We start from the raw sequence: 26,626 nt of genomic DNA, 5'->3' as shown, positions 1-26,626 counted from the left end.
GCGGGGTTTTTTCTTACGTCAGAACTTAAGCCTGCGGCTGAGTTACAACGTCTTTGATACCTTTCACGTCGATTTCTACGCGACGGTCCGGACCCAGGCAGTCGATCAGAGCCTGACGGCCTTTCACGCTGTCACAGGTGTTGCCGGTAACTGGGTTAGATTCGCCCATGCCACGTGCAGAGATCTTGTTAGACGGGATACCTTTAGAAACCAGGTAGTCAACCACGGACTGAGCGCGTTTCTCAGACAGTTTCTGGTTGTACTGGTCGGAACCGATGCGGTCGGTGAAGCCCAGAACCACGACTGAACCGTCTTTCGGATCCATTGAGCTCAACTGGCTGTACAGCTGATCCAGAGCCTGCTGGCCTTCCGGCTTCAGGGTAGATTTGTTGAAGGTGAACAGCACGTCAGACTTCAGGGTGAAACGCTTGGTTTCAACAACTGGAGCCGGAGCCGGAGCCGGAGCAACTACCGGTGCAACTTCATCCTGACCGAAGCGGTATGAAACGCCTACGCTCAGCATGCCGTTGTCAGGACGTGCGCCAACGGTCTGCGCGTCACCGATGTTGTTAACCCACTGGTAGTCCAGACGGGTAGCCCAGTTCTGAGTCAGAGCGTATTCAACACCCACTGCTGCCAGCGGAGAAACACCGGTGTCGTGGTCGCTGATGCGGCCGTTGACTGCGTTGTTCTGCGTTGCGTCAGCACGCCATACCATACCACCCAGACGAGTGTAGACATCCAGTTCGTCGGTGATCGGGTAGCTCAGTTTAGCAGCCAGCTGAACGCCTTGTGCTTTGAATGCGCCGTTGTTTACGGTGCCTTTGTTCGGCATACGGCCAAGCCAGTCGTAGCCCAGCTCGAAGCCCAGGTACGGGTTAGCCTGGTAACCCAGGAATGCGCCAGCGCCAAGCTGAGATTCGTGAGTCGGGCCGTTGTTGTTGCCATAACCGTTACCGTAGTAACCAGTATCATGGTACTGAGACCAGCCCAGTTTAGCACCGGTGTACCAGGTGTCATCTTTCGGAGCGGCCTGCGCTACGGTAGCGAAGCCAGCCAGTGCCACTGCAATTGCGATAGCTGTCTTTTTCATTTTGCGCCTCGTTATCATCCAAATAGGCAATGAGCAATAAGGGTTGCTCTTGGTTGTAATCCTTCGCCGGGTTAATACGCTCGCTTATGACTCTACCGATAAAAAACGGAGATTATTGAGCACCCTGGCGAGGTAAAGTCTACAACGAGATTGGAAACTTACAAGTATGATGTGAGGGGATGCTGCAAAAAAACAGGGCTTTATACACATATTCTCACATTTGACCCGGCCTTAATGCCGCCGCGTTTTTCAGCAAAACGCAGCTAAGCCATTGTCAAAGCTGGAAGGAAAAGAATCAGTGGTTTAGCCGAAACAAAAAAGGAAAAAGACCGGAGAAAAATCCTAATTTTACTTAATGAAACAAATCGGACTGAATTTTTAGTCCTTTCTCTGGTCCACGCGAAGCCGATGCGTTGCCGTTAGTGCGCATAATCAGTCCCAGCGCCTGTCCTTCTGCCGCCGCCTGCTCTAATTCACGACGCTCTTCTTCGTCCAGGTCATACGGGATCCATGCCAGCACCACGCTGTAATTGCCTGTACGCAAAGCCTTAATCATCGCTTCCACCGAGGTACAACGCTCGGAATCCGCCACGTGCATGCTCTTCTCCAGCGGCAGGCCAGACTGCTGCAGCCAGGCGCGGTTAAGCTTATGCGCCGGCGTCAGCCAGAGCTGCCAGCGTGACTCCTGGCTCAACTGCTGCAGCAGCGGCAGCAACAACATCTGCATCATGCCCGGTTGTTCGCTGTAGCGCAGTTCTGTGATCCAGCCGCTGTGCTGCGACGGCGTAGAAGAAGAAACGTGACGGTGAGCAAAGCCTGCATTTTTAAAGTGTTGGGTGCGCATAAGGTAACCACTCAGCAATGGACTGTATGGATATACAGTAATGACTTCGTGGATAAAGATCAACCTCAAATTTGGAAAACGCCTCGCAAAAACAGCAGAAGGTCAGGCATCAGGGCAAGAATTAATTGAACCCGTAACCGATTTTTTCTATATCTCTAACGGGCTGATAGCAATGGCTTTTTCGGTTAATTTCGCACAAGGAGAGCGTGCCATGAAAAAACAGCACCCTGTTGTAGAACGGTCCCGTCAACGCCTCGCCGCGCTAGGTCATATTGAGTCGCGCACCCAGTTCGGCGGCTATGCGCTGGCGGTCGAGAAAGTGGTATTCGCGCTGGTGAGCGAGGATGCGCTTTATTTACGCGCCAGCGAAGCGCTGCAGGAGTATGTCGCGCAGCAACCTCTGCAGCCGCTGGTGTTTCGTAAGCGCGGCAGCGCCGTCAACCTTAACTACTACCGCGTCGACGACGCGCTGTGGGACGATGCGCGCCAGCTGCTGGCGCTTTCCGTCGCCTCGCTGCACGCCGCGCGGCAGGATGTGATGGCCAGGCAGGCACCGCGGCGGCTGAAAGATCTGCCCAACCTTAGCCTGCGCATGGAGCTGCTGCTGCACGAAGCGGGGGTGAAAAGCGTCCGGCATCTGGTCGAGCTGGGGGCGAAGCAGTGCTGGCTCAGGCTAAAGGCGATCAACCAGCATATCGGTTTTAAAACCCTGTTGGCGCTGGAAGGCGCCATCGAAGGGCGCCATGAAGCCACCCTGCCGCAGGCGGTCAGGGCGGAACTGAACGCGTGGTATCTTGAGACGCTCAAGCGCGCCGACAGCTAAGATTTCGCCAGCGTACGGCGCAGGCGGGCGATATCCGGCAGCAGCGCCACCAGCAAACCGAGCTGCTGCAGCACCAGCGGCGCGCGCGTCTCCGGGTTCGCAGCCATATCGCTGATGCGCTGCGTCAGGGCGTTCTGCATAGTTTCCGCTTCGCTGTCGCTCACCACGTCGGTTTGCAGCACATCTTCTACATAGCAGACCGTATCATCAAGTAGCGTCAGCAGCGCCGCGTCGCTGATCCTGTCGCGATGCGCGCCCAGCGCGGAGATGTAGCTCAGAAAGGAGTGGTTCAGGCAGAGCAGCTGAAAAGCGGACTCTTTATGCTTCTGATGAGTCCGCGACTCGCCGCTCATATTGGAGACCACGGACGCCAGCTCGGCGTCGGCGTTATGGGCGTCGCGACGCGCGATACGATAGGCAAGGCGATTATCTTTGCCCTGGTGATACTGCTCCATGATCGCATCCAGATAGCGGCAGTTGGCGTTCAGCGTGCGCGCGGCCACCGTCGGCAGCTGACGGAAGCGCCAGTCGGGCCAGATAAACGCCACCGCCAGCCAGGCGAGCGCGCACCCCAGCAGCGTGTCGACGATGCGCGGCAGCGCCACCTCAAACCCCTCTCCCAGCAGATTAAAGCAGAGCAGCACCAGCAGGGTAATGAACAGCGTCGCCTGCGCATACTGCACCTGACGAAACGCGAAAAACAGCACGCCGCTCACCACGATCAGCACCAGCTGCCCTTCGGTGGAGGGCACCAGCCAGAGCACCGGCAGTCCGATGGCAATGCCCGCCAGGGTGCCGCCGATACGCAGTGCCAGCCTGCGGCGCGTGGCGTTATAGTTCGGCTGACAGACGAACAGGCTGGTCAGCAGGATCCAGTAGCCGCGATCCAGGCCGGTGATCTGAATAAACCCGTAGCCGATACAGAGCACCACGGTCATGCGCATCGCATGGCGAAACAGCGCGGAGGCGGGCGTCATATGGCGGCTGAAGCGCAGACGGATGTCACTCCAGCCGCTCAGTCCTTCCCGCGACAGCCGGTTGTCGCCCGGCAAATTCTCGCTGGCCAGCGACTGCTCCGACTCGATAGAAGCGAGCTGCGCATCGATGGCGCGCAGGTTGCGCAACAGCCAGAACAGCGGGCGCAAATGGGGCGCGTCGGGCTCATTCTGCTGCAGCCGCTCCAGCGCGGTTTGCAGACGATCAAACGCGCGCTCGAAGCGGGCATCGTGCTCCCAGCGCTCACGCAGCAAAATGCACTGCGACAGCTGGCGGCACGCCTGCGCCTGCATATTCAGCAGACGCTGGAAGCGGAACAGGATCTCGTTGTAGCGCCAGTCGTCGCGCAGCAGATGGTATTGCAGATGCGACGAGCTGGCGCGCTCGTGGATATCCTGCGCCACAAAATAGTAGTGCAGGCTGCGGCGGGTGCTGCGCGATCCGCGATCGCCGCGCAGCCGGCTTTGCAGCGTGGTTTTGGTTAAATTGAGCTGCGCCACCAGCTGACTATTGACCATCGCGGTGCGGATCAGCGTCGCGTCATCCTGCGCGTCGCCATCGGGATCGAACAGGTTGGCCTTGGCTTCAAGATACTGCGCCAGCTGCGCATAGCTGCCCGCCAGCTGCTCCTGCACCGGCCGTACCGGAAACATCAGATGGCCGAGCAGCGTCAGCAGGTTGTACCAGAGCGCGCCGACCAGCAGCAGGATCGGCTGCATATACCACTGGGAAAAGAGCCCAATGCCCAGCATGGTGTAGACCGCGATCAGCAGCGCGCCGAAGGCGATAGTGGCGTAGCGCTGGCCAAGCGCGCCCAGCAGAATAAAGCCCCAGGTCGACAGCGCCAGCCCGACCATAAACGCCAGCGGATGAGGAAACAGCAGTTCGACCGAGACCGAGGCGATGCAAAAGCAGAGCAGGGTAATCAGCAGATTGCGCAGGCGACCGCTGAGGCGATCGTCGAGATCGGCCAGCGCGGCGGCCACCACGCCGAGCGTCAGCGGAATGGTCCAGTCAATCTGCTGCAGCCACCAGGGCACCGCCGCACAGCCGGTCAGCGCCAGAAAGATGCGCAGCAGATAACGCCAGCTGCTGTTGAACAGGTAGTTGCGCCAGCCCGGCAAGGCTTTCGACATCATGGGGCGACCTCAGTAGCGACGGCGGGCGCTGGCTTCGCGCGCGGCGCGCGCCTCTTCGACCGACACCACGCGGCGGCCGACCGGCCAGAGTGCGATGGCGGCGATTTTAAAGTTGGCGATCCCCACGGGAATGCCGATGATGCTGATGCACTGCACAATCCCGGTGGTGATATGGGTGAGGCAGAGCCACCAGCCGAAGAAGATCAGCCAGAACAGATTCAAAAAGGTGCCGCCGGTATTCAGCAAGGCGCTTTTACTCTCCGGGCGCAGCAGATCCACATGCACCGCCTCGTTGCCGTAGGGCACCAGAGAGAGCTTCGTAATTTCCCAGCAGGAGCGCGTCAGCGGCAGGGTGAAGATCAGGAGGATACTCACCAGCGTGGCGAACAGCCAGCACAGGGTGGTGATAAAGCCGCCGAGAATAAAATTGAGAATGTTCAACACTGTGCGCATGGCGTTCTTTTCCTTTTGCTTTCCGCAAGATGTGCCGCCAAGTTTAGCCTGTTTTAAGGCTGGAGCGCCAAGTGTCTGACAGGTAAACTGCCGATAATCTTTTCCCTGGTTCGACGGTGTGGATATGGAACTTAAAGCGACATCGATGGGCAAACGGCTTGCCCAGCATCCCTATAACCGGGTTCGCCTGCTGGCGGCTGGGGTAGAAGTCAGCGGTGACCGGCATGAATACCTGATCCCATTCAACGAACTGCTAAACATCAGCTGCAGGCGCGGCATGGTGTGGGGAGAGCTGGAGTTTCTGCTGCCGGACAGCAAAGTGGTGCGTCTGCACGGCACCGAATGGCAGGAGACGCAGCGCTTCTACCACTATCTGCTGCAGGCGTGGCAGACGTGGAGCGCGGAAATGAGCGCGATCTGCGTTGAGGTATTAACCGAGCTGAAACAGGCGATCGACCGCTTCGGCGAACAGGATCGCTGGATCCCGCGCGGCGAGCTGCAGGCGCTGCGCGGGACGATAGCGAAACAGTTTGCGGCGCTGCCGTTGCCCCTGGCGCGGCTGACGGAGTTTAGCGACTGCCGCGAGCCTTATCAGGTTTGCCAGCGCTGGCTGGAGCAGGGCGAGGCGGCGCTGCGTCAGCGCAATCGCGACTGGACGGCGCGCATGCTGGAACAACATCATGACTTCTTCGCCAGTGTAGAAACCTCGCCGCTCAACGCGTCGCAGTGCGAAGCGGTGGTTAACGGCGAAGACGCGGTGCTGGTGCTGGCCGGGGCCGGCAGCGGCAAAACCTCGGTGCTGGTGGCGCGCGCGGGCTGGCTGCTGCGGCGCAGGCTGGCCGCGCCCGAGCAAATACTGCTGCTGGCGTTTGGCCGCCAGGCGGCGGAAGAGATGAACGACCGCATCCAGGCGCGGCTCGGCGTCGCCGATATTCAGGCGCGCACCTTTCATGCGCTGGCGCTGCACATTATTCGTGAAGGCAGCAGCAAACAGCCGGTGGTCAGCAAGCTGGAAGGCGATACGGCGGCGCGTCACGCGCTGCTGATCGCCGTCTGGCGTCAGCAGTGCGACGAGAAAAAAGCGCAGGCCAACGGCTGGCGGCAGTGGCTGCGCGACGAGCTGGAATGGGAGCTGCCTGAAGGGCACTTCTGGCAGGACGACAGGCTGGCGAAGCGGCTGGCGTCGCGCCTCGATCGCTGGCTGGGGCTGATGCGCATGCACGGCGGCGCGCAGGCGGCGATGATCGCTGAGGTGCCGGAAGAGGTGCGCGAACTGTTCAGCAAGCGGGTAAAGCTGATGGCGCCGCTGCTAAAAGCCTGGAAAAGCGCGCTGAAAGAAGAGGGCGCGCTCGATTTTTCCGGGCTGATCCATCAGGCGATTGCCATTCTGGACAAAGGGCGTTTTATCAGTCCGTGGAAGCATATTCTGGTGGATGAGTTTCAGGATATCTCGCCGCAGCGCGCCGCGCTGCTGACGGCGCTGCGCCAGCAGAACGCGCGCACCACGCTGTTTGCCGTCGGGGATGACTGGCAGGCGATCTACCGCTTCAGCGGCGCGGAGATGAGCCTGACTACCGCCTTTCACCAGGCGTTCGGCGACGGCGATCGCTGCGTGCTGGACACCACCTATCGTTTCAACGATCGCATCGGTGATATCGCTAACCGCTTCGTCCAGCAAAACCCGCATCAGCTGCGCAAGCCGCTTAACAGCCTGACCAAAGGCACGAAGAAGGCGATCGGCCTGCTGCCGCAAGAGCAGCTGGAGCCGCTGCTGAATAAGCTGAGCGGCTACGCCAGAGCGGATGAGCGCGTGCTGCTGCTGGCGCGCTATCACCATCTGCGTCCGGAGGTGCTCGACAAAGCCAAAACCCGCTGGCCGAAGCTCAATCTCGATTTTATGACCATCCACGCCAGCAAAGGGCAGCAGGCGGACTTTGTTATCCTGCTGGGCCTGCAAACGGGCAAAGAGGGCTTCCCCGCACCGGCGCGCGAATCGGTAATAGAGGTGGGACTGCTGCCGCAGCCGGACGATTTTCCCGATGCAGAGGAGCGGCGTCTGGCTTACGTGGCGCTGACGCGCGCGCGTCAGCAGGTCTGGATGCTGTACGATCGCGAGCGGCCGTCGCCGTTTGTCGAACAATTCCGCCAGCTCGGCGTGCCGCTGCTGCGAAAAGCCTGATTAGCTCAGGCGTGCCTGCAGATAGCGCTGATAGTCCGGGATAGCGATCTCCACCGCCTGCGCAAACAGCGGCGACTGAATAATAAAGTTAGCCGTGGCGCGGTTGGTGGCGACCGGGATATTCCAGACGGTGGCGAGACGCAGCAGCGCTTTGACGTCGGGATCGTGCGGCACCGCGTTAAGCGGATCCCAGAAGAAAATCAGCACGTCGATTTTTCCTTCGGCGATCAGCGCGCCGACCTGCTGATCGCCACCCATCGGGCCGCTCAGCATGGCGTTCACCGTTAATCCAGTGTGGCGGTTGATCAGATTGCCGGTGGTGCCGGTGGCGTAGAGGGTATGAGGTTCAAGCGTGGCCTGATTCTGTTTCACCCAGTCGAGCAGTGAAGCCTTACAGTGATCGTGCGCGACGAGCGCAATATGTTTGCTGAGGCCAAGCGTACGGACGGTCTGTTCCATTCAGGCTTCCTGGTAAAGTCGAGTGCGAAAAAGATGACCCGAGTTTACCCTGCGCCTTTCCCGGCTATCAACTTGTCCGTAGCAATTTGACCAGCGAGAGAAATTGCTGGCGGGTCGCCTGGTCGAAGCGATGAAACCAGCGTTTGAGGGACGGCGACTGCGTCTCTTCGACCCAGACGAACTCCGCCTCGGCGGGCGATATCGCCGCCGCGTCGCTGACGGTGGCGAAATGGGGCACCGAGGCAGCCTGGCCGTTGCGGTTATAGAGGATCATCGCCTTTTCCATATCGCTCTCGGTGGAGAGAGGCAGGCGATCGCGTTTACAGTCAATCTCTACGCCACGTTCGTCAACCAGCTGGAAATTCAGGGTGCGATCGAAGTGGTGTCGCTCGCGGCGGTTCTCCAGCGCGGGCAGGCGGATGGCGATGGTTTTCACCTGCGCATTAAAAGTGACGATCATCGGCACCGACTGATAGCGCAGCGAGGCGTCTTTATGCGCGTCGCGCAGCTGCTCGACGCGAAACAGAAACTGATGTTGCCCGCGCTCCAGCTCCAGGCTGTCGGCGCCTTTCAACAGCGAGCCGGAAATCTTGCGCCCGTCCAGCACCAGCAGATCGATTTGCGGATCCAGCTTGAGCGTAATGGCCTGGCAGGTTGCCGAGACGAGGAGAACAATCAACCCCGTCACGACCAGAGAGAGTTTCATGTAGACTCCAGAAAAGGGCGCAAGGATTTGTATGTAGCAAATTCTTACATTATGGCAGTAAATTTACATTTGAACATATTTTTTCGTGCGCCAGCGCAAAATATCTCTTTCTGGTCCGTCGCGTCGCGTCAGGACGCCACTACATTTAACGCTGTGAAAAGAGGAGAGAAATATGAATGATCAAACTATTCGTGACGTGCTGACGCGCACGCAGCGCATCGCGCTGGTCGGCGCCAGCGATCGTCCCGATCGTCCCAGCTATGGCGTCATGAAATATCTGCTGGATCAGGGCTACGAGGTGATCCCGGTCAGCCCGAAGCTGGCCGGCAAAACCCTGCTGGGGCAGACGGCCTACGCCACGCTGGCGGAGGTGCCGGGCAAAATCGATATGGTGGACGTGTTTCGCAACTCGGAAGCGGCCTGGGGCGTGGCGCAAGAAGCCATTGCCGCGGGTGCGGATACGCTTTGGCTGCAGCTGGGGGTAATAAATGAACAGGCCGCCGTGCTGGCGCAGGAGGCGGGTCTGACGGTGATTATGGATCGCTGTCCGAAGATGGAAATCCCGCGTCTGGGCATTACGCGGCAGTAAGCGATAAATCTCAGGCGGCGCTGGGTTGCCGCCTGCGATTAGTGGCGCAGGCGCGGCGCCTGCAGCTGCTGGCGAATGGACGCGGCCAGCTCATCCATTTCCGGCTGCTCCGGATGTTCGGCGCTGGTTTCGCCGGAAAGCTGGATCTCGGCGATATAGGTGTGCACCTGATCGCCTTCTTCATCTTCCATCACCACGTGATACCAGGGCGCGCTGCGCAGCGTTTCCGCCGCGCCAACCTCGTCCAGCTTCGGCGTATCCAGCGAATACTCCGGATCGACGTCGACAATAACGCCCAGCACGCCTGACAGGCGGTGCCGGACCTGCTGACCAATACCAAATTTAGTGGCAATCATAGTGACCTCCGAAAAAACTGCCTCCTGATCAATATGGCGTCAGAAGGCGCTTTTTCAAGTCACACCACACGACATGCAAAACCTTTAAGATAAAGACCTTCAGGATAGCTGGCGATCACCGGGTGATCGGCCGCCTGGCGGAACTGCTCGATAAACTGCGCTTCGCGACCCGCATCCAGCGCGGCGTCGGCGACGATTTTCTGAAACAGCTCGGTCGCCATCAGGCCAGAGCAGGAGAAGGTCATCAGAATGCCGCCCGGGTTCAGCAGCTGCATCGCCAGCATATTGATATCTTTATAGCCGCGGCAGGCGCCCGCCAGCTGGTTTTTGTTTTCCACGAACTTCGGCGGATCCATCACGATCAGATCGAATTTTTCGCCGGCGTCGCGGTAGCGGCGCAGCAGCTTAAAGACGTCGTCGCGCACAAACTGGGCGCGCGACACGTCCAGCTGATTAAGTTCGACGTTCTGGCGCGCCACGTCCAGCGCCTCCTGCGAGGTGTCCACGCTGATCACTTCGCGACAGCCGCCCATCAGGGCCGAGACGGCAAAGCCGCCGGTGTAGGAGAAGCAGTTAAGCACGCGGGCGTCCTGCGCATAGCGACGCGTCGCCAGACGGCTGTCGCGCTGATCGAGGTAGTAGCCGGTTTTATGGCCGCCCTGGATATCGACCAGCAGCTTCATGCCGTGTTCGGTAATCGGCAGCAGCGGCGGCGGGATTTCGCCGGTAACCGGGCCCTGCGTCAGCTCCAGCCCCTCTTTTTTACGCACCGCGACGTCGGAACGATCGTAGATCGCGCAGTGCGGAAAGCAGTGCTGCAGCGCGGAGAGAATAGCGGGGCGCTGATACTCTGCGCCGGCGGAGAGCAGTTGCAGCACCAGAAAGTTGCCGAAGCGATCGATGGTGACGCCAGGCAGGCCGTCCGACTCGCCGGCGATCAGGCGATAGCTGTCGAGACCGTCTTTCTGCGCCAGCCAGTCGCGCCACTGCCGCGCCTGTTCGAAACGGCGTTCGAAGAAGGCGATATCGATCGATTCATCCTGCTGCCAGCTCCAGACGCGGGCGCGAATTTGCGACTGCGGCGAATACGCCGCGCGCGCGAGAAATTTGCCATTATGGTCACAGACGTCAACGGTTTCACCCAGTTGCGCTTTACCTTCGAGGCGCGCGACGGCACCGGAAAACACCCACGGATGGCGGCGGAACAGGGATTTTTCACGTCCCTTAGCGAGAATCAATCGAACGGTCATAGTTTGCTATGCTTACCTGAAAAAATGAGGCGCCATTGTCGGGCGGAAAGCGGGAAAATGCAACGCGCAGCGGCAGGAGAGAGAGATGACAGCAGCCGGTTTTAAAATCTGGGTACACGGCAAGGTGCAGGGCGTGGGATTTCGCTACAGCACCCAGCAGCAGGCGTCGCAGCTTGGCGTGCTGGGTTACGCGCGTAATCTGGACGACGGCAGCGTCGAGGTGCTGGCGTGGGGCGAGCCGGAAAAGGTCGAGGCGCTCATCGCCTGGCTGAAAGCGGGCGGGCCACGCAGCGCGCGGGTCGATAAGGTATTCACCGAGCCGCATCAGCCGGCAGAGCCGCCGCGCCGCTTTACGACCGGCTGATCAGAGACACTTCGCCGGTTTCGGCAAACCAGCGATTTTCGTCGCCTGCTTCGCCGGGCCATCCGGGAAAAGGCGGAACAGATAGCGGCTGTTGCCTTTCTCTTCGCCATATTTTTGCCCCATCGCTTTTACCAGCATGCGGATAGCGGGTGAGGTGTTGTACTCCAGATAGAACGCGCGCACGAAACGCACCACTTCCCAGTGGGCGTCGCTCAGCGTAATGCCCTCCAGCCGGGCGATCGCCTCAGCCAGCGCTTCGCTCCAGTCGTCGCGGTTTTTCAGATAGCCTTCGCCATCGACCTCAATGTGTTTACCGTTGAATTCCACGTTTGCTCCTTACTGCCCGATACGGCGGCATTCTAGCAAATTGCGCCGTCAGAAAAAGCAAAACCCCGCCGAAGCGGGGTCAGGGGAGGCGAGCCAGCGTCAATGAGGGTCAGTCGTTGCGCGCGAAGCCCAGAATGCTCAGCAGGCTGATAAAGATATTGTAGAGCGAAACGTAGAGGCTGACGGTGGCGCGAATATAGTTGGTCTCGCCGCCGTGAATAATATTGCTGGTTTCCCACAGGATCGCGCCAGCGGAGAACAGAATAAACAGCGCGCTAATCGCCAGGTGCAGCGCAGGCAGCTGCAGAAACAGATTGGCGATAACCGCCACCAGCAGCACCACAAAGCCCGCCATCATCATGCCGCCGAGGAACGACATATCGCGGCGCGTGGTCAGCACATAGGCCGAACAGCAGAAGAACACCAGCGCGGTGCCGCCTAACGCCAGCGCGATGACGTCGCCCATGCCGGCGGCTAAAAACGAGCTGAGGATCGGACCCAGGCAGTAGCCAAGGAAGCCGGTAAAGGCGAAGGCGGCCAGAATGCCCATTGGGCTGTCAGCCAGCTTGTGCGTCAGAAACATCAGACCGTAAAAGCCGACCAGCATCAGGATCAGGCCGGGACCTGGCAGGCCCAGTACGGTGCTGGCGGTGGCGGTGACGGCGGAAAACGCCAGCGTCATGCCGAGCAGGAAATAGGTGTTGCGCAGCACCTTATGGGTGCTGAGCAGGGATGTCCGGGAGGACGAGCTAATAATTCTTTCCATAATGCGCTCCTTTATCAGAACACGACACGAGGTTTGCGCTGAGAATACGCAGCGGCCGCAAAACGGGAAAGGCGTTTTACCCTTCTTTACGCGATAAATCGCTGTTTCTCTGAGCGGAATGGCGATTTTGCCAACGAATAACGCCGTTTTGGCTGTTTTTCAGGCGAATGAATTGGTACGGGGTTTACATCCTTCGGGGGGATGTTTATAGTGCGCCTCATTGCGGAGGGGTGGCCGAGCGGCTTAAGGCAGCGGTCTTGAAAACCGCCGATGGGAAACCATCCGAGAGTTCGAATCTCTCCTCCTCCGCCACTTTCCTGCTCAGTCAGGAACAGGCAATACGGCAGCGACGTTTTGCCCGTGTGAAAAGCATTACCCCGGAGGGATGGCCGAGCGGCTTAAGGCAGCGGTCTTGAAAACCGCCGATGGGAAACCATCCGAGAGTTCGAATCTCTCTTCCTCCGCCACATCAGACAGGCCAGCACAATGTGCTGGCCTGTTGCTTTTCCGGCCTCCTGCTTTCCGACTCTTCTCCTCGTCAGCTCGCTTTCCGCTAACTTTGCTATAGTCCACACAGGGTTTTTGCAATCAGCGGGCGCTTTTCGCCGCCAGCTTGGGTTACACTGTGGGTCACTATGCTCTGCAGAGCTAATCGGTTGATAGCCAGAGTGTTTCTCTACTGAATAAATGGAATAGGCACAATGATCAAGAAACTGAGTCTTTGCGCACTGTCGGTTCTCGCCGCGCTGCCGATCGGCATGACGGCCCACGCGGCCGACGGCGACATGCAGCTGCAACAGGTACTGATGTTCAGCCGCCACAACCTGCGCGCGCCGCTGGCCGACAACGGCAGCGTACTGGAACAGTCGACGAAGAAAAGCTGGCCGCAGTGGAGCGTGCCGGGCGGACAGCTCACCACCAAAGGCGGCGTGCTGGAAGTCTATATGGGCAACTACACGCGTCAGTGGCTGGCGCAGCAGGGGCTGGTGCAAAACGGCAGCTGCCCGGACAGCAGCAATGTCTTTGTTTACGCCAACAGCCTGCAGCGCACCGTGGCGACGGCTCAGTTCTTTATTAACGGCGCCTTCCCGGGCTGCGATATCGCCGTGACGCATCAGGATGCCATGGGCACCATGGATCCAGTGTTTAATCCGGTGATCACCGACGACAGCGAAGCCTTTAACAAGAAAGCGCTGGCGGCGATGACGGCGGAAAACGAAAAGCTGGCGCTGAAGCCTGCGCTGCAGCAGCTGGATAAAATCGTCGATTACAAATCTGCGCCCGCCTGCAACAACAAAAAGCAGTGCGATCTGGCCAGCGGCGACAACGCCTTCAGTGCGGAGAATGGCAAAGAGCCGAACGTCAGCGGGCCGCTTAAAGTCGGCAACTCCCTGATGGACGCCTTTACGCTGCAATATTATGAAGGCTTCCCGCTTGAGCAGGTCGCCTGGGGTCAGATCAAAACGCCAGAGCAGTGGAAAGCGCTGTCGGCGATTAAAAACGGCTATCAGGACGCGCTGTTCACCAGCCCGGATGTCGCGCGCGAAGTCACCGCGCCGCTGGTGGACTACATCCGCAGTCAGCTGGTGGATCAGGACAAAGCCAACGCGCCAAAAATCACCCTGATGGTGGGACACGATTCCAATATCGCCTCGCTGCTGAGCGCGCTGCAGGTCAAGCCTTATGAGCTGCCGGAGACCTGGGAAAATACCCCTATCGGCGGACAGCTGGTGTTTGAGCGCTGGCACGATGCGAAAAATAACAAAGATCTGCTTAAGCTTGAGTACGTCTACCAGACCGCCGATCAGCTGCGCGACGGCGAGGTGCTGAGCCTGAAAAATCCGCCGAAGCGCGTGACGCTGCAGCTGGCAGGCTGCCCGACGGACGGCAACGGCTACTGCAGCTGGGAGCAGTTCACCCAGGCGCTGAACGGCGCGCTGCAGGGCACGCCGATGGCGCCGGCCGCGCAGCCGGTTGCCGCTGACGCCGTCAACGGCGAAGGCGAGAAGTCAGCGGATAAAGCCGCTGCCGACAAGGCCGCAGCGGATAAAGCGACTGCCGACAAAGCCGCGGCTGAGAAAGCCGCCGCCGAAAAAGCTGCCGCGCAGAAGGCCGCTGAGGCGAAAGCCGCCGAAGAGAAGGCAAAAGCGGCCGAGGAGAAAGCGAAGGTTGAACGCGCCGCCGCGCAGAAGGCGGCCGCCGAGAAAGCAGCTGCTGATAAAGCGGCAGCGGACAAAGCTGACGCCGACAAACCTGCCGACGCGCCTGCGCAGAAGCCGGTGGAATCCGCACAGAACAGCGACGCGAAACAGACCGTTACGCAGTAATTTGCAACAGATGAAAAACCCCGCCGCGGCGGGGTTTTTTTATGGCGCGGGCGCGTTAGCCCGCAATCACCACCAGTTTCTGGTTAGCGAACTCTTTAATACCCAAATCCGACAGCTCACGGCCATAGCCGGAACGCTTCACGCCGCCGAACGGCAGCTCGGCGGCGGTATCGCTCTGCGAGTTGATAAACATCATGCCGGTTTCAATCGCCGAGGCGAGACGACGACCGCGCGCGCTGTCGCGCGTCCAGACCGAGCCGCCCAGGCCGTAGTGCGAGTCGTTCGCCAGCGCGACGGCGGCGTTGTCGTCGCCGACCACGTAGACCTGCGCCACCGGTCCGAAGAACTCTTCATAGTAAGCCGGATTGTCTGGCCGGATATCGGTCAAAATTGTCGGCTGGAAGTAATTGCCGACGCCCTCGACCGGCTTGCCGCCGATCAGCAGCGTCGCGCCGTTGCGCACCGCCTCATCGACCTGTTTCGCCAGCCGGTCGCGCGCATCCTTAGAGGAGAGCGGGCCGAGCGTGGTCTGCTCGTCCAGCGGATCGCCCAGCCGTGCGGCCTTCAGCGCAGCGCTGAATTTGTCGATAAAGGCGCTGGCGATCTTTTCATGCAGAATAAAACGCTTAGCGGCGGTGCAGACCTGGCCGCAGTTGCTGAGGCGCGCCTGCGCCCCCTGACGCACCGCCTCGTCGATATCGGCGTCGTCCAGCACCACGAACACATCATTGCCGCCCAGCTCCAGCGTCGATTTCTTCAGGTATTTGCCTGCCTGCTGCGCCACCGCGCTGCCGGCGCGCTCCGAACCGGTCAGGGCGACGCCCTGCACGCGATCGTCGGCGATCAGCTCGGCGACCTGGTCGCTGCTGATAAACAGATTGGTCCAGGCGCCTTCCGGCGCGCCCGCTTCTTTCACCAGCTGCGCGAAGATGTCCGCGCAGTGCGGCACGATATTGGCATGTTTCGCCAGCACCGGATTGCCCAGCGCCAGGTTAGGCGCCAGCACGCGCATCAGCTGGTAGTAAGGAAAGTTCCACGGCTCGACGGCCACCAGCACGCCGATGGGATGGTACTCAACCCAGGCCTCGCCCAGATCGCTGGGGTAGGGCTGCGGCTTCAGGATCGCCGCCGCATGCTCGGCGTAGTAGCGTGCGATCTGCGCGCAGATCTTCACTTCTCCACGGCTCTGACCAATCAGCTTACCCATCTCTTTGCTGGCGATGGCGGCCAGCTCGTCAACCCGGCTTTCCATCAAATCCGCCAGCTTCGCCAGTACCTGCAGACGCGGCTCAATATCACCTTTGCTCCACGACGAGTGGAACAGGCGATCCGCCGTCTCCAGCGCCTGGCCTACCGCAGCGGCGTCGTGAGAAGGCCAGCTTTTTAGCAGCTGATTGTTGGCGGGGTTAATGCTCTGATAGGAAGACATAAATTCTCCTTGGTCAGTAAAAAAGGTGAGGCGGGAAATCCCGCCTCGCAATCAGATGTTTTTGCGCTCTACCGGCGTGTCGTCCCAGGTCAGGACATCGGCTTCTGTTTTGTCAAAAGCGCGAAACAGCACTTCATCGTTGCCCTGCTGACGCCAGATCTCCTCCGCCAGCTTCTCGTCGTAGTTCGCCACTTCGAAAATAGCCTCTGCGATCTCTGGAGAGGTGTGACGCAGCGTGGCCCATTCGCCCACGTGGTGTGCTTTCGCTTGATCGTTAGACATCATTTTCTCCTTAGTGAAACTTACCCTTTGAGTTTTACCGTCAGTCCGGCAACGTGCTCGCCCTGAAAGCGGGCGATATTCAGTTCGGCTTCTGTTGGCTGGCGCGAGCCGTCGCCTCCCGCCAGCGTGGTGGCGCCGTATGGCGTGCCGCCGCGCGTCTGCGAGATGTCGAACAGCTCTTTGGTGCCGTAGCCAATCGGCACGATCACCATGCCGTGATGCGCCAGCGTGGTCCAGACCGAGGTAATGGTCAGCTCCTGGCCGCCGCCGGTGCCGGTGGAGGTAAAGACGCTGGCAACCTTGCCAAACAGCGCGCCAGAGGCCCACAGGCCGCCGGTGCGGTCCCAGAAGGTGCGCATCTGGCCGGACATATTGCCGAAGCGCGTCGGCGTGCCGATAAGAATGGCGTCATACTGCGGCAGGATCTCCGGCGTCGCTTCCGGCGCCGTCTGGTCGGTTTTGCCGCCCACCTGAGCGAAACGCTCGGCATCCATGGTTTCCGGCACACGCCGGATGTCGACTTCGACGCCGGAAACGCGGCGCGCGCCTTCGGCCACCGCGTTCGCCATGGTTTCGATATGTCCATACATTGAGTAATAAAGCACCAGAATTCTGGCCATTGCGCTCTCCTCAGCCTGTGAAAACCTAAGCAGAAGTATAGAAGAGCTTTCCGGGCCTGCGGCGAGATCGCAAAATTTGCGCTTTTTTCTGCTGCATTGCATTCAGGCGGCGACCTGCGCACAATGGCGCCCGTTGAATCACGGAAGGTGTGTTATGTCGGACGTTTCCCGCACGCTGGCGCTGCGCGTATCGCGCGAAGAGCTGGTGCTGATTTTGATTACTATGATCTGGGGCGGCACCTTTCTGGTGGTGCATCGCGCGATGGCCGTTTCAGGGCCGTTCTTTTTCGTCGGCCTGCGTTTCGCCACCGCCGCGCTGATCCTCGCCTGCGTTTTTCGCCGCGCGCTGGCGGGCACCACACGGCAGGAGCTGATCGCCGGCGCGCTGATCGGCCTGTCGATCGCCGGCGGCTACGGCCTGCAAACCTGGGGCATGCAGACCATCTCCAGCAGCCAGTCCGCGTTTCTTACCGCGCTCTATGTGCCGGTGGTGCCGCTGCTGCAGTGGCTGTTTCTGCGTCGTCCGCCGGGCCTGATGGCGTGGTGCGGCATTCTGCTGGCCTTTCTCGGCCTGATGCTGGTGGCCGGGCCGCAGGATGGCCGTATTAGCCTCAATCAGGGAGAAATCGCGACGCTGCTCAGCACGCTGGCGATCGCCGCCGAGATCATTCTGATTAGTCGTTTCGCCGGTCAGGTGGACGTGCGGCGCGTGACGCTGATTCAGCTGGCGGTCGCCTCGCTGTGCGCCTTTGCCCTGATGATGCCGAACGGCGAGTCGATTCCGCCGCTCAGCCCGACGCTGCTGCTGAGCGCGCTCGGCCTCGGCGCCGCCAGCGCGCTGATTCAGGTAACGATGAACTGGGCGCAGCGCAGCGTCTCGCCGACGCGCGCCACGGTGATCTACGCGGGCGAGCCGGTCTGGGCGGGCGTGGTCGGGCGACTCGCCGGCGAGCGGCTGCCGGCGGCCGCTATTCTCGGCGGCGCGCTGATCGTCTGCGGGGTTATCGTCAGCGAGCTAAAGCTGAGGCGCAAAAAAACGGTGCCTGTCGCGCCGCGCGACTAACTATCCCTGCTGGCGCGCCGGACGCTCCGTCAGCGCCGCGCCGCGCCGCTGCAGAATGGCGTTAAGCAGGATGGCGCCGAAAGTGGCGGTGCCGATGCCGCCCAGCGTAAAGCTGCCGATCTTCAGCGAAAAATCGCCCGCGCCCAGCACCAGCGTGGTGGCGACCATAATCAGATTGCCGTTCTGGCTGAAGTCCACATGATTCTGCAGCCAGATGCGCGCTCCCGCCACCGCGATCAGGCCGAAGACCACAATCGAGGCGCCGCCGATCACCGGCGCGGGAATGGCGTGGATCAGCGCGCCGAACTTCGGCGAAAAGCCGAGGATCAGGGCGATTGCCGCCGCCGCGACGAACGCCAGCGTCGAGTAGACTTTGGTTATCGCCATCACGCCGATATTCTCCGCGTAGGTGGTGACGCCGCTGCCGCCCATCGCGCCGGAGACCATCGTTGCCAGCCCGTCGCCGACAAAGGCGCGTCCCATCCAGGGATCGAGATTGCGGCCGGTCATGCCCGCCACGGCCTTCAGATGGCCGAGGTTTTCTGCCACCAGAATAATCGCCACCGGCGCGATCATCACTATCGCCTGCAGATCGAAGCTGGGCGCGGTGGTGTGCGGCATACCGAACCAGGCGGCCTGCGCCACGCCGCTGAAGTCCACCGGCTTGCCGAAGCCCAGCACGTTGGTCAGCAGGGCGTAAATCGCCCAGGCGACGATCAGCCCCACCAGAATCAGCAGGCGCTGCACCATGCCGTGGGTAAATACCGCCACCAGGCCGATGGCGAGCACCGTCATCACCGCCATCCAGCTGTCAAAGCCGGACGCCGCTACGCTGTGCACCGCAATGGGCGCAAGGTTAAGCCCGATCGCCATCACCACGGCGCCGGTCACCACCGGCGGCATCAGCCGCTCGATCCAGCGCGTGCCGACTTTCATCACCACCAGACCGATCAGCGTATAGAGCGCGCCGCAGGCGATAACCCCGCCGAGCGCGACGCTGAGATGCGGGTTGAGTCCCTGACCGTTAAAGCCGGTCACGGCGATCACCACGCCGACAAAGGCCGCGCTGGAGCCGAGATAGCTCGGTACACGTCCCCCGGTGACGACAAAAAAGAGCAGGGTGCCGATGCCCGACACCAGAATCGCCAGGTTGGGATCCAGCCCCATCAGCAGCGGCATCAGCACGGTGGCACCGAACATCGCCACCGCATGCTGTAAACCGAGGATCGCCGTTTGTCCAAAGGGCAGCGTCTCATCCGGGGCGATCAGCCCGCCGTCCGATACCGCCGACTTTTTACGCCATTGAGGAAACCAGGAACTCGCCATCGTTATCTCCAGAAAAAAGGGGGGATCAGGCCGCGCAGGGCGGATTAGCGGGCATCCTGCCGCTGCAGGGGTAAATAGCCGCGATCGAACCAGGCCAGCCCGTGCAGATTGTGGCTAACGGTCAGCGCCAGCACCTCGCAAAACAGCACGTCATGGGTGCCGACCTGCGCGATCTCGCTGATGCGGCAGTCGAACGAGGCCAGCGCGCCCTCCAGTCGCGGCGAACCTGTGGCGCCCGTGCGCCACTGCGCCGCCTGAAAGCGCGTCTCCATCGGCGTTTTGCCGCCGAACAGCGTCGAGATCGCCGCCTGATCGGCCGCCAGCGTATTGACGCAAAGCTGGCGGTTGGCGGTGAAAACGGACCATACCGAGGCCGAGCGGTTCAGGCAGACCAGCAGGGTCGGCGGGGTATCGGTGACGCTGCACACCGCCGAGGCGGTAAAGCCGGCGCGACCCGCCGGGCCGTCGGTGGTGATGATATTCACCGCAGCGCCAAGGCACGCCATGCCGTCGCGAAACGCCTGCTTCTCGACCCGTTCGATGTCAGGTAAAACAGAAAGGGTGCTCATCGTTGTCTCCTCAGCTCGCCGCGCGCTGCGGCGCGGTCTCGTTCCGGTTAAGCCACTGCAGCAGCAGCGAATTAAAGCCTTCCGCGTCGGTCACGCTCATGGCGTGGCCGCCCCAGCACATGGCGATCTGCTGCGCATTGGGCAGCGCGTCGGCCAGCTGCGCGTTGCAGCTCCAGGGCACCAGCAGGTCGTCCTGGCTGCAGATCGCCAGTACCGGCTGCGTAATGCGCGCGGCATGGGCGGTAAAGTCGGCGCACATCAGGGCGTTCAGGCGGCGCAGCAGGTTGTCGCGCCCCTGAAAGTGGGCGATATGCGCCGCTTCCTCTTCGGCGAGACGCGGCTGATGCTGCGCCATCCACTCTGCCGGATAGAGAAACAGCGGCTGCGCGCGCACAAACGCCTCGACGCCGACGTGCAGCAGCAGATCCTGTCGCACCTGAAAACAGCGCCGCGTATGCGGATGCAGCCGCAGCCAGCCGTTGATCACCGCCACGCGCTCGACGCGCTCAGGGTAGTCAAGCGCCAGCTGCAGCCCCACCAGCCCGCCGAGCGCATGGCCGATAACGCCAAAGCGCTCAATGCCGCGCTGCGCCAGCGCCTGCGCCAGCTCGGCCGCTATCATCGCCATCGAATAGTCAGCCGGCAGCGGCTGCGCGCTGCGGCCGGTGCCGCGCTGGTCGTAGCGCACCACGCGATAGCCGGCGTTCAGCGCCGCCAGCTGCGGCTGCCAGAAGCCCGCCACGCCGCCCAGACCCGACGACAGCACCAGCGTCGGCGCCGCATTATCCTGACGTCCCGTGATCTCCAGATGCATTACGCCTCCCGCTGGCCGATATGCGCCACGCTGGCGATCTCCACCAGCGCGTCAGGTTTCACCAGACCGCACTGGATGCAGAAGCGCGCCGGCTTGTCGCCGGGGAAATAGTCGGCGTAGACCTGATTAATCGCGGCGTAGTGCTGCCAGTCGGTGAGAAAAATCGAGTTGAAGGTGACGTCGTCGAGCGTGCCGCCCGCGGTTTCAATCACCGTTTTAATGGTTTCCAGCACGTGACGCGTCTGCGCGGCGGCGTCGCCAACGTGCACCACGTTGTTCTGTTTGTCGAACGGCAGGGTGCCGGAGACGTAAACCACGCCGTCGGCCAGCGTGCCGGGCACGAAAGGGGCGATCGGCGTCGTGGTGCCCGGTGGGATAATCACAGATTTCGGCATGGCATTACTCCTTATGGCCCTTCAGGCTTTCGCAAAAAACATCCACGCTGGAGACCCAGCCAAAAAAGGTTTCGATATTGAATATCGCCGCCTGCTGGGCGAACGCCGGGCCCGCCTGGTAGGTCGCGTCTTCCAGCACCACGCCGAAATACTCGAGGAAGAAGCCGTCGCGCAGCGTCGACTCGACGCAGACGTTGGTGGCGATGCCGGTGAAGATCAGATGACGAATGCCGCGGCTGCGCAGCATGCTGTCGAGCGGCGTGTTGAAAAAGCCGCTGTAGCGCGGTTTCGGCAGCACGATGTCGCCCGGCTGCGGCTGCAGCGCGTCTACCAGCGCATAGTCCCAGCCCCCTTTCGCCAGCAGCGAGCCCTGCAGTTCAGGTCGCTTGCGCATGGTTTTCAGCGCGTTCGACTTATGAAAATTGGGCGAACCGGCGTCGCCCGCTTCGACATAGTCCGCGTCCCAGCCGTTCTGAAACCAGATAATCTGCACGCCCGCGGTGCGCGCGGCGGTGACGGCCTGATGGATCTTCTCAATTACCGGCGCGGTGGCGGAGACGTCGAATCCGGCCAGATCGAGGTAGCCGCCCGGCGTGGCGTAGGCGTTTTGCATATCCACCACGATCAGCGCGCTTTGCGTCGGCGGGAAGGCGATCGCTTCCGGGCGCGCGGGCAGTTCAACCTGCGGCAGCGCAGGGGTGTGGGCGCAGTAAATGGTGCTCATCAGGCGACCTCTCTGTTGTCATTAATCTGGCTGCGGCACTGCATCAGCGGCTGAATATGCTGGCCGAAATCTTCGATGCCCTGCAGGAAGTCATCAAAGGTGAGCAGCACGCCCTCGGCGCCTTCAACCAGCGCCACCTCGTCGAGCATGCGCGCCACGCTGGCGTAAGAGCCGACCAGCGTGCCCATATTGATATTGACGGCAGAGGTGGGGTCGGCCATCTGGCGCACGTTGGTGTCGCTGCCGGAGCGTTTGTCCTGCTGGCTCTGGGTGGTCAGCCAGGCGAGCGCCTCTTCGTCGGCGCCTGCTTTGTAGTGTTCCCACTTATCGCGCGCCGCCTCGTCGCTGTCGGCGGCGATAATCATAAACAGCACGTAGGAGCCGACGTCGCGGCCCGCCTTATCCGCTGCCTGCTTCATGCGCGCGGCGGTCGGCGCAAAGGCGGCCGGCGTGTTGACCCCTTTGCCGAAGCAGAAGTTGTAGTCGGCGTGCTGCGCGGAAAAGGCCATACCGGCGTCGCTCTGGCCGGCGCAGATCACCTTCATCGGACGCTGCGGCTGCGGGCTGACGCGGCAGTCGTTCATGGTGAAGAACTCCCCTTTAAAATCAGACTGGCCGCTGCCCCATAGATCGCGCAGCACGGTGACGTACTCCGTCAGGTAGTCGTAGCGGCGGCTGAAGTACTCATCGCCCGGCCAGATGCCCATCTGCTCATATTCCGGCTTCTGCCAGCCGGTTACCAGGTTGACGCCGAAGCGGCCGCCGGAAATAGAGTCGATGGTCGAGGCCATGCGCGCCACGATAGCGGGCGGCAGCGTCAGGGTGGCGGCGGTGGCGTAGATTTCAATGCGCGAGGTGACGGCGGCCAGGCCGGCCATCAGGGTGAAGGATTCCAGATTGTGATCCCAGAACTCGGTTTTGCCGCCAAAGCCGCGCAGCTTGATCATCGAGAGCGCAAAATCAAAATGGTAATGCTCCGCGCGCTGCACGATCGCCTTATTCAGTTCGAAGGTCGGTTTGTACTGCGGAGCGTGGGTGGAAATTAGCCAGCCGTTGTTACCAATTGGAATAAAAACGCCAATCTTCATGTCAAACCCTCTTTGTCAGGTAGTAAAAGATATGGTGCGCGGCGCGGCATCCTGCTTCATCCCTGATGGCGGCGCTTGCTGACAAATTTGCAAAGGTTGTGCCACAAAATAAAAAATTATGATTAACAATTGGTTAAATAAAAAGGGCATCGAAAAACCAGAGCAGCTGGTCCGTTTTGGACCAGTTGGTCAAAAATCGCTGCACGTTTTGCAGGCAGGTTGAGCGAAAAAGGTGCAGCGGCGCGATTGGGCAGGGCGGAGCGGCTTTGCTATGATGCCAGTACGCTTAAGGAACGAGGCAACGCTGTGAAAACAGATGAAAAACAACCGACGCGTCGATCGCGCGCCACCGCGGCGAAACGCGCCGCCATTCTGGAGGCGGCGCTGGCGCTCTTCTCACAGTTTGGCATTCATGGCACACGTCTGGATCAGGTCGCCGAGCGCGCCGACGTGTCGAAAACCAATCTGCTCTACTATTTCCCGTCAAAAGAGGCGCTCTACGTCGCGGTGCTGAAAGAGATCCTCGACGTCTGGCTGGCGCCGCTGCGCGCGCTGCAGCACGATATGGATCCGCTTAGCGCCATCCGTCGCTATATCCGCCTGAAGCTTGAAGTCTCGCGCGACCATCCGCAGGCGTCGCGTTTGTTCTGTCTGGAGATGCTGCAGGGCGCGCCGCTGCTGAAAGGCGAACTGGCGGGCGACCTTAAACAGCTGGTGGATGACAAGGCGGCCATCGTCGAACGCTGGATCAATGAAGGGCGTCTGGCGGGCGTTCAGCCGCAGCACCTCTTTTTTATGCTGTGGGCCGCGACCCAGCACTACGCGGATTTCGCCAGCCAGGTCGAGGCGATTACCGGCCAGACGCTGAGCGATGCGCGCTTTTTTGATGAAACGGTCGAGAATGTCCAGCGCATGATTATCGAAGGCATTCGCGTGCGCTGATTTTCCGGCGGCTGTCACCGCCTGTTCTGTCCTGGAGTCACCGATGGATTCAGTTTCACAACTGGTATTGGGCGCGTCGGTCAGCGTCGCGGTCATGGGGCGGCGTGTGCCGCTCTGGCAGGCGGCGGCGGTGGGCGCGGCGTGCGGCACCTTGCCCGATCTCGATGTGTTTATCGATCACGGCGATGCGATCCGCAATATGACTCTGCACCGCACCGAAAGCCATGCGCTGCTCTGGCTGACGCTGGCCTCGCCGCTGCTCGCCTGGCTTATCGCCGGACTGTTTCGGCGCGGCGTGCGCTGGCAGCAGTGGTGGCTGGCCATCTGGCTGGCGCTCATTACCCATCCGCTGCTGGATCTGATGACGGTCTACGGCACGCAGCTGGGCCTGCCGCTCACCGATCACCCCTTTGCCGTCGGCAGCATCTACATCGTCGATCCGCTCTATACGCTGCCGCTGCTGATCGGCCTTGCGGCGGCGTTTTGGCGCGGCGGCGCGGGCGGTTTGCGCTGGAATCGCGCCGGGCTGGCGCTCAGCACCCTCTATCTCGGCTGGAGTATGGCGATTCAGGGCGTGGCAAGCTGGCAGATCGCGCAGTCGCTGGCGCAGCAGCGTATGCCTGACGACAAGGTGCTGGTGACGCCCACCGCGTTTAATACCCTGGTGTGGCGCACGGTGATTATCGACGGCGATCGCTACGGCGAAGCTTACTGGTCGCTGCTGTCGCCGAGGCGGCCGCTGCAGATCAGCTGGCATGCGCGTCATACCGCGCTGTTCGCGCCGCTAAAGGGCAACTGGCACGCCGAGCGCGTTGCCTGGTTTAGCCACGGTTTTTATGCGCTGCGCGAGCAGGCGGGGCAAGTCACGATTGCCGACTTACGCATGGGGGAAGGGGGAAACTATACCTTTACTTTTGGGCTGGGCACGCCACAGGCGCCCGCCGCGCATCCTGAGCGGCTGCCTTCTACGCGGCCTGCGCTGGGGCAAAGCTTTAAGGCCATCTGGGAGCGGCTCTAAGCGCGCTGTCGTCCCGGTCAGGCGACCGGGACGTTATCCTTTTACCGTGCGGCGCGACGGCGCAGCAGCCAGCCCATGGTCAGCATCACAAACCACAGCGGCGTTACCATCAGCGCCTGGCGGGTATCTTCCTGCAGGGTGAGCAGCACCAGCACAAAGGCGAAGAACGCCATCACCACCCAGCACATTACCTTGCCGAGCGGCATTTTGAAGCCTGAGGCGGCATGACGCTCCGGATACTTCTTACGGTAGGCCAGGTAGCTGCAGAGGATAATGGTCCAGACGAACATAAACAGGATCGCCGACACCGTGGTCACCATGGTGAACACCGTCATCACGTCCGGGATCAGATAAATCAGCGCGACGCCCGCCAGCAGGCAGAGGCAGGAGAAGAACAAACCGGCGGTCGGCACCGCGCGCGCGGAGAGCTGACCAAAGGCGCGATGCGCCACGCCCTGCTGCGCCAGACCGTAGAGCATACGGCTGGTAGAGAAGATGCCGCTGTTGGCGGAAGAGGCCGCCGAGGTCAACACCACGAAGTTAACGATGCTGGCTGCGGCGGGCAGGCCGATCAGCACAAACATCTCAACAAAGGGGCTGCGATCCGGCAGCACCTGGGTCCAGGGCGTCACCGCCATGATCACCATCAGCGCCAGCACGTAAAACATAATCACGCGCAGCGGAATGGCGTTGATGGCGCGCGGCAGCACCTTATGCGGATCGTGCGTTTCCGCCGCCGCGGTGCCCACCAGCTCAATGCCGACAAAGGCGAAAACCGCTATCTGGAATCCGGCGAAAAAGCCGCTCAGCCCTTTCGGGAACAGGCCGCCGTGATCCCAGATATTGCTCAGCGACGCGGTGCCGCCGCCAGGCGAGGGATAATGCAGGCTGACCAGCACCACGCCGGTCACAATCAGCGCCACGATGGCGACAATCTTGATAATGGCGAACCAGAACTCCATCTCGCCGAACATCTTGACCGTGGCAATATTAAGCGCCAGGAAAACAAACACGCAAAGCAGGGCGCTCATCCACACGGAAAAGCCAGGAAACCAGAGCTGGAAATAGGCGGAGATCGCCACCACGTCGGCGATGCCGGTCACCACCCAGCAGAACCAGTAGGTCCAGCCGGTAAAATAACCCGCCCAGGGCCCAAGCAGATCGGCAGCGAAATCGCTGAACGATTTATATTCCAGATTGGAGAGCAGCAGCTCGCCCATGGCGCGCATCACAAAAAACAGCATAAAGCCGATGATCATATAGACGAAAATGATCGAGGGGCCCGCCAGGCTGATGGTTTTACCGGAGCCCATAAACAGGCCGGTGCCGATGGCGCCGCCGATGGCGATAAGCTGAATGTGGCGGTTATGCAGATTACGCCGGAGCTTGTCAGGATTCTCCTGCGCAGCGGCGACTTCTTTTGTTTGATCAACCATAAAATTGTTATTCCTGTCTGGATGTTGTGTCAGCTCTGCTGGCTGTTTGTGGTGCCTGCCTGGAGGCAAGTTGGCATAAGATAGAGGAATAAGACAAAAGCCCGCTAATGGTTTTTGTCTAAACCTGGGCTTTACGTCTTAGTAACATGTCAGAAAATCTTTACGCGGCACAAACTTGCGGCACAACGCTGCTGTTTTAAACGAAATGCGCCGTTAACGGCGCTAAACCGGCGCGTAGCTTCTACACTT

At 60.8% G+C, this 26,626-nt stretch carries 28 protein-coding genes and 2 tRNA genes; 10 read left to right on the top strand and 20 right to left on the bottom strand.

All coding sequences use genetic code 11. The features are described 5' to 3' along the window. Positions 1-25: 25 nt before the first annotated feature. Positions 26-1,093 carry a porin OmpA gene (ompA, locus tag B2J69_RS01930; RefSeq protein ID WP_081135698.1) on the bottom strand — a complete coding sequence of 356 codons (1,068 nt, stop codon included), beginning with the start codon at positions 1,091-1,093 and terminating at the stop codon, positions 26-28. A gap of 352 nt (positions 1,094-1,445) precedes the next feature. After that, a complete protein-coding gene (gene sulA, locus B2J69_RS01925; protein WP_081135694.1) occupies positions 1,446-1,937 on the bottom strand; it encodes an SOS-induced cell division inhibitor SulA in 492 nt (163 codons plus the stop codon). A 211-nt stretch (positions 1,938-2,148) separates the two neighbouring features. On the opposite strand from sulA, the gene B2J69_RS01920 reads away from it, so the two are divergent. Further along, positions 2,149-2,760, top strand: coding sequence for a TfoX/Sxy family DNA transformation protein (locus tag B2J69_RS01920; protein WP_081135689.1), 612 nt, complete (start codon positions 2,149-2,151; stop codon positions 2,758-2,760). On the opposite strand, the gene yccS is transcribed toward B2J69_RS01920, so the two are convergent. Together yccS and B2J69_RS01910 are read right to left on the bottom strand one after the other, a co-directional pair. Beyond that, positions 2,757-4,895 (bottom strand): YccS family putative transporter, encoded by a 2,139-nt coding sequence (yccS, locus tag B2J69_RS01915; protein ID WP_081135684.1) that lies wholly within the window; start codon positions 4,893-4,895, stop codon positions 2,757-2,759. The genes B2J69_RS01920 and yccS overlap by 4 nt on opposite strands. A 9-nt stretch (positions 4,896-4,904) precedes the next feature. Then, positions 4,905-5,348, bottom strand: coding sequence for a YccF domain-containing protein (locus B2J69_RS01910; protein ID WP_081135681.1), 444 nt, complete (start codon positions 5,346-5,348; stop codon positions 4,905-4,907). Positions 5,349-5,472: 124 nt separating this feature from the next. On the opposite strand from B2J69_RS01910, the gene helD reads away from it, so the two are divergent. After that, on the top strand, positions 5,473-7,527 hold the full coding sequence (gene helD / locus B2J69_RS01905; protein WP_081135678.1) for a DNA helicase IV: 2,055 nt from the start codon (positions 5,473-5,475) through the stop codon (positions 7,525-7,527). On the opposite strand, the gene mgsA is transcribed toward helD, so the two are convergent. Together mgsA and B2J69_RS01895 are read right to left on the bottom strand one after the other, a co-directional pair. After that, complete coding sequence (gene mgsA / locus B2J69_RS01900; protein WP_081135675.1) at positions 7,528-7,986, bottom strand: methylglyoxal synthase; 459 nt, start codon at positions 7,984-7,986, stop codon at positions 7,528-7,530. A 67-nt stretch (positions 7,987-8,053) separates the two neighbouring features. Beyond that, on the bottom strand, positions 8,054-8,692 hold the full coding sequence (locus tag B2J69_RS01895) for a DUF2057 family protein (protein WP_081135672.1): 639 nt from the start codon (positions 8,690-8,692) through the stop codon (positions 8,054-8,056). A gap of 172 nt (positions 8,693-8,864) precedes the next feature. Here B2J69_RS01895 and B2J69_RS01890 point away from each other — a divergent pair, with 172 nt between their 5' ends. Beyond that, positions 8,865-9,281 (top strand): CoA-binding protein, encoded by a 417-nt coding sequence (locus tag B2J69_RS01890; RefSeq protein WP_081135668.1) that lies wholly within the window; start codon positions 8,865-8,867, stop codon positions 9,279-9,281. 38 nt (positions 9,282-9,319) lie between these two features. Here B2J69_RS01890 and hspQ read toward each other — a convergent pair whose 3' ends face one another. Both hspQ and rlmI read right to left on the bottom strand, forming a co-directional pair. Continuing rightward, entirely contained in the window at positions 9,320-9,637 is a 318-nt protein-coding gene (hspQ, locus tag B2J69_RS01885; protein WP_081135665.1) for a heat shock protein HspQ, read from the bottom strand. Between the two features lie 59 nt (positions 9,638-9,696). Then, positions 9,697-10,887, bottom strand: coding sequence for a 23S rRNA (cytosine(1962)-C(5))-methyltransferase RlmI (gene rlmI / locus B2J69_RS01880; protein ID WP_081135661.1), 1,191 nt, complete (start codon positions 10,885-10,887; stop codon positions 9,697-9,699). An 85-nt stretch (positions 10,888-10,972) separates the two neighbouring features. Here rlmI and yccX point away from each other — a divergent pair, with 85 nt between their 5' ends. Then, positions 10,973-11,251 carry an acylphosphatase gene (gene yccX, locus B2J69_RS01875; protein ID WP_081135657.1) on the top strand — a complete coding sequence of 93 codons (279 nt, stop codon included), beginning with the start codon at positions 10,973-10,975 and terminating at the stop codon, positions 11,249-11,251. On the opposite strand, the gene tusE is transcribed toward yccX, so the two are convergent. Both tusE and yccA read right to left on the bottom strand, forming a co-directional pair. After that, on the bottom strand, positions 11,252-11,578 hold the full coding sequence (tusE, locus tag B2J69_RS01870) for a sulfurtransferase TusE (RefSeq protein WP_081135653.1): 327 nt from the start codon (positions 11,576-11,578) through the stop codon (positions 11,252-11,254). It lies immediately after the preceding gene. 109 nt (positions 11,579-11,687) lie between these two features. Then, positions 11,688-12,344 (bottom strand): FtsH protease modulator YccA, encoded by a 657-nt coding sequence (gene yccA / locus B2J69_RS01865; protein ID WP_081135648.1) that lies wholly within the window; start codon positions 12,342-12,344, stop codon positions 11,688-11,690. Between the two features lie 224 nt (positions 12,345-12,568). Here yccA and B2J69_RS01860 point away from each other — a divergent pair. The 3 genes from B2J69_RS01860 (at position 12,569) to agp (ending at position 14,671) form a co-directional block, all read left to right on the top strand. Continuing rightward, positions 12,569-12,656: transfer RNA gene (locus B2J69_RS01860), tRNA-Ser, on the top strand. A 67-nt stretch (positions 12,657-12,723) separates the two neighbouring features. Further along, positions 12,724-12,811 (top strand) — tRNA-Ser (locus tag B2J69_RS01855). A 234-nt stretch (positions 12,812-13,045) separates the two neighbouring features. Beyond that, positions 13,046-14,671, top strand: coding sequence for a bifunctional glucose-1-phosphatase/inositol phosphatase (gene agp / locus B2J69_RS01850; protein ID WP_081135638.1), 1,626 nt, complete (start codon positions 13,046-13,048; stop codon positions 14,669-14,671). Positions 14,672-14,726: 55 nt separating this feature from the next. Here the strand turns inward: agp and B2J69_RS01845 are convergent, their stop codons facing one another. The 3 genes from B2J69_RS01845 to wrbA are packed head-to-tail and all read right to left on the bottom strand — an operon-like array spanning position 14,727 to position 17,002. Then, positions 14,727-16,100, bottom strand: coding sequence for an NAD-dependent succinate-semialdehyde dehydrogenase (locus B2J69_RS01845; RefSeq protein WP_081135635.1), 1,374 nt, complete (start codon positions 16,098-16,100; stop codon positions 14,727-14,729). A gap of 51 nt (positions 16,101-16,151) precedes the next feature. Continuing rightward, positions 16,152-16,382 (bottom strand): YccJ family protein, encoded by a 231-nt coding sequence (locus tag B2J69_RS01840; RefSeq protein WP_033751138.1) that lies wholly within the window; start codon positions 16,380-16,382, stop codon positions 16,152-16,154. A 20-nt stretch (positions 16,383-16,402) separates the two neighbouring features. Beyond that, complete coding sequence (gene wrbA, locus B2J69_RS01835; protein ID WP_081135630.1) at positions 16,403-17,002, bottom strand: NAD(P)H:quinone oxidoreductase; 600 nt, start codon at positions 17,000-17,002, stop codon at positions 16,403-16,405. A gap of 154 nt (positions 17,003-17,156) precedes the next feature. On the opposite strand from wrbA, the gene B2J69_RS01830 reads away from it, so the two are divergent. After that, entirely contained in the window at positions 17,157-18,065 is a 909-nt protein-coding gene (locus tag B2J69_RS01830) for a DMT family transporter (protein ID WP_081135626.1), read from the top strand. Here the strand turns inward: B2J69_RS01830 and rutG are convergent, their stop codons facing one another. Genes rutG through rutA form a run of 6 tightly spaced genes read right to left on the bottom strand, consistent with a single transcriptional unit; the run spans position 18,066 to position 22,981 of the window. After that, the gene (rutG, locus tag B2J69_RS01825; protein ID WP_081135622.1) at positions 18,066-19,391 is read right to left on the bottom strand and encodes a pyrimidine utilization transport protein G; all 1,326 of its coding nucleotides are present in this window, start codon (positions 19,389-19,391) and stop codon (positions 18,066-18,068) included. Between the two features lie 44 nt (positions 19,392-19,435). Beyond that, positions 19,436-19,960 carry an NADH-dependent FMN reductase RutF gene (gene rutF, locus B2J69_RS01820; protein ID WP_081135617.1) on the bottom strand — a complete coding sequence of 175 codons (525 nt, stop codon included), beginning with the start codon at positions 19,958-19,960 and terminating at the stop codon, positions 19,436-19,438. A gap of 10 nt (positions 19,961-19,970) precedes the next feature. Then, a complete protein-coding gene (rutD, locus tag B2J69_RS01815) occupies positions 19,971-20,774 on the bottom strand; it encodes a pyrimidine utilization protein D (RefSeq protein WP_081135612.1) in 804 nt (267 codons plus the stop codon). Continuing rightward, on the bottom strand, positions 20,774-21,169 hold the full coding sequence (gene rutC, locus B2J69_RS01810) for a pyrimidine utilization protein C (protein ID WP_081135607.1): 396 nt from the start codon (positions 21,167-21,169) through the stop codon (positions 20,774-20,776). The genes rutD and rutC overlap by 1 nt, the downstream gene beginning before the upstream one ends. 4 nt (positions 21,170-21,173) lie before the next feature. Next, on the bottom strand, positions 21,174-21,893 hold the full coding sequence (gene rutB / locus B2J69_RS01805) for a pyrimidine utilization protein B (RefSeq protein ID WP_081135604.1): 720 nt from the start codon (positions 21,891-21,893) through the stop codon (positions 21,174-21,176). After that, a complete protein-coding gene (gene rutA / locus B2J69_RS01800; RefSeq protein ID WP_081135601.1) occupies positions 21,893-22,981 on the bottom strand; it encodes a pyrimidine utilization protein A in 1,089 nt (362 codons plus the stop codon). The genes rutB and rutA overlap by 1 nt, the downstream gene beginning before the upstream one ends. A 306-nt stretch (positions 22,982-23,287) precedes the next feature. Here rutA and rutR point away from each other — a divergent pair, with 306 nt between their 5' ends. Both rutR and B2J69_RS01790 read left to right on the top strand, forming a co-directional pair. Then, on the top strand, positions 23,288-23,923 hold the full coding sequence (gene rutR, locus B2J69_RS01795; protein ID WP_081135598.1) for an HTH-type transcriptional regulator RutR: 636 nt from the start codon (positions 23,288-23,290) through the stop codon (positions 23,921-23,923). A gap of 43 nt (positions 23,924-23,966) precedes the next feature. Beyond that, the gene (locus tag B2J69_RS01790; protein ID WP_081135595.1) at positions 23,967-24,941 is read left to right on the top strand and encodes a metal-dependent hydrolase; all 975 of its coding nucleotides are present in this window, start codon (positions 23,967-23,969) and stop codon (positions 24,939-24,941) included. A gap of 41 nt (positions 24,942-24,982) precedes the next feature. On the opposite strand, the gene cycA is transcribed toward B2J69_RS01790, so the two are convergent. Next, the gene (gene cycA / locus B2J69_RS01785; RefSeq protein ID WP_081135592.1) at positions 24,983-26,377 is read right to left on the bottom strand and encodes a D-serine/D-alanine/glycine transporter; all 1,395 of its coding nucleotides are present in this window, start codon (positions 26,375-26,377) and stop codon (positions 24,983-24,985) included. Positions 26,378-26,626 lie beyond the last annotated feature (249 nt).

The organism is Pantoea latae, assembly GCF_002077695.1.
Taxonomy (GTDB): domain Bacteria; phylum Pseudomonadota; class Gammaproteobacteria; order Enterobacterales; family Enterobacteriaceae; genus Pantoea; species Pantoea latae.
Note: the sequence above shows the minus strand (reverse complement) of the source record. Positions and strands in the feature narration are given on the sequence as shown.

Excerpts from the sequence above, each read along its gene's own strand:
- ompA (WP_081135698.1), bottom strand. The coding sequence starts at position 1,093 with ATGAAAAAGACAGCTATCGCAATTGCAGTGGCACTGGCTGGCTTCGCT.
- sulA (WP_081135694.1), bottom strand. The coding sequence starts at position 1,937 with ATGCGCACCCAACACTTTAAAAATGCAGGCTTTGCTCACCGTCACGTT.
- B2J69_RS01920 (WP_081135689.1), top strand. The coding sequence starts at position 2,149 with ATGAAAAAACAGCACCCTGTTGTAGAACGGTCCCGTCAACGCCTCGCC.
- yccS (WP_081135684.1), bottom strand. The coding sequence starts at position 4,895 with ATGATGTCGAAAGCCTTGCCGGGCTGGCGCAACTACCTGTTCAACAGC.
- B2J69_RS01910 (WP_081135681.1), bottom strand. The coding sequence starts at position 5,348 with ATGCGCACAGTGTTGAACATTCTCAATTTTATTCTCGGCGGCTTTATC.
- helD (WP_081135678.1), top strand. The coding sequence starts at position 5,473 with ATGGAACTTAAAGCGACATCGATGGGCAAACGGCTTGCCCAGCATCCC.
- mgsA (WP_081135675.1), bottom strand. The coding sequence starts at position 7,986 with ATGGAACAGACCGTCCGTACGCTTGGCCTCAGCAAACATATTGCGCTC.
- B2J69_RS01895 (WP_081135672.1), bottom strand. The coding sequence starts at position 8,692 with ATGAAACTCTCTCTGGTCGTGACGGGGTTGATTGTTCTCCTCGTCTCG.
- B2J69_RS01890 (WP_081135668.1), top strand. The coding sequence starts at position 8,865 with ATGAATGATCAAACTATTCGTGACGTGCTGACGCGCACGCAGCGCATC.
- hspQ (WP_081135665.1), bottom strand. The coding sequence starts at position 9,637 with ATGATTGCCACTAAATTTGGTATTGGTCAGCAGGTCCGGCACCGCCTG.
- rlmI (WP_081135661.1), bottom strand. The coding sequence starts at position 10,887 with ATGACCGTTCGATTGATTCTCGCTAAGGGACGTGAAAAATCCCTGTTC.
- yccX (WP_081135657.1), top strand. The coding sequence starts at position 10,973 with ATGACAGCAGCCGGTTTTAAAATCTGGGTACACGGCAAGGTGCAGGGC.
- yccA (WP_081135648.1), bottom strand. The coding sequence starts at position 12,344 with ATGGAAAGAATTATTAGCTCGTCCTCCCGGACATCCCTGCTCAGCACC.
- agp (WP_081135638.1), top strand. The coding sequence starts at position 13,046 with ATGATCAAGAAACTGAGTCTTTGCGCACTGTCGGTTCTCGCCGCGCTG.
- B2J69_RS01845 (WP_081135635.1), bottom strand. The coding sequence starts at position 16,100 with ATGTCTTCCTATCAGAGCATTAACCCCGCCAACAATCAGCTGCTAAAA.
- B2J69_RS01840 (WP_033751138.1), bottom strand. The coding sequence starts at position 16,382 with ATGTCTAACGATCAAGCGAAAGCACACCACGTGGGCGAATGGGCCACG.
- wrbA (WP_081135630.1), bottom strand. The coding sequence starts at position 17,002 with ATGGCCAGAATTCTGGTGCTTTATTACTCAATGTATGGACATATCGAA.
- B2J69_RS01830 (WP_081135626.1), top strand. The coding sequence starts at position 17,157 with ATGTCGGACGTTTCCCGCACGCTGGCGCTGCGCGTATCGCGCGAAGAG.
- rutG (WP_081135622.1), bottom strand. The coding sequence starts at position 19,391 with ATGGCGAGTTCCTGGTTTCCTCAATGGCGTAAAAAGTCGGCGGTATCG.
- rutF (WP_081135617.1), bottom strand. The coding sequence starts at position 19,960 with ATGAGCACCCTTTCTGTTTTACCTGACATCGAACGGGTCGAGAAGCAG.
- rutD (WP_081135612.1), bottom strand. The coding sequence starts at position 20,774 with ATGCATCTGGAGATCACGGGACGTCAGGATAATGCGGCGCCGACGCTG.
- rutC (WP_081135607.1), bottom strand. The coding sequence starts at position 21,169 with ATGCCGAAATCTGTGATTATCCCACCGGGCACCACGACGCCGATCGCC.
- rutB (WP_081135604.1), bottom strand. The coding sequence starts at position 21,893 with ATGAGCACCATTTACTGCGCCCACACCCCTGCGCTGCCGCAGGTTGAA.
- rutA (WP_081135601.1), bottom strand. The coding sequence starts at position 22,981 with ATGAAGATTGGCGTTTTTATTCCAATTGGTAACAACGGCTGGCTAATT.
- B2J69_RS01790 (WP_081135595.1), top strand. The coding sequence starts at position 23,967 with ATGGATTCAGTTTCACAACTGGTATTGGGCGCGTCGGTCAGCGTCGCG.
- cycA (WP_081135592.1), bottom strand. The coding sequence starts at position 26,377 with ATGGTTGATCAAACAAAAGAAGTCGCCGCTGCGCAGGAGAATCCTGAC.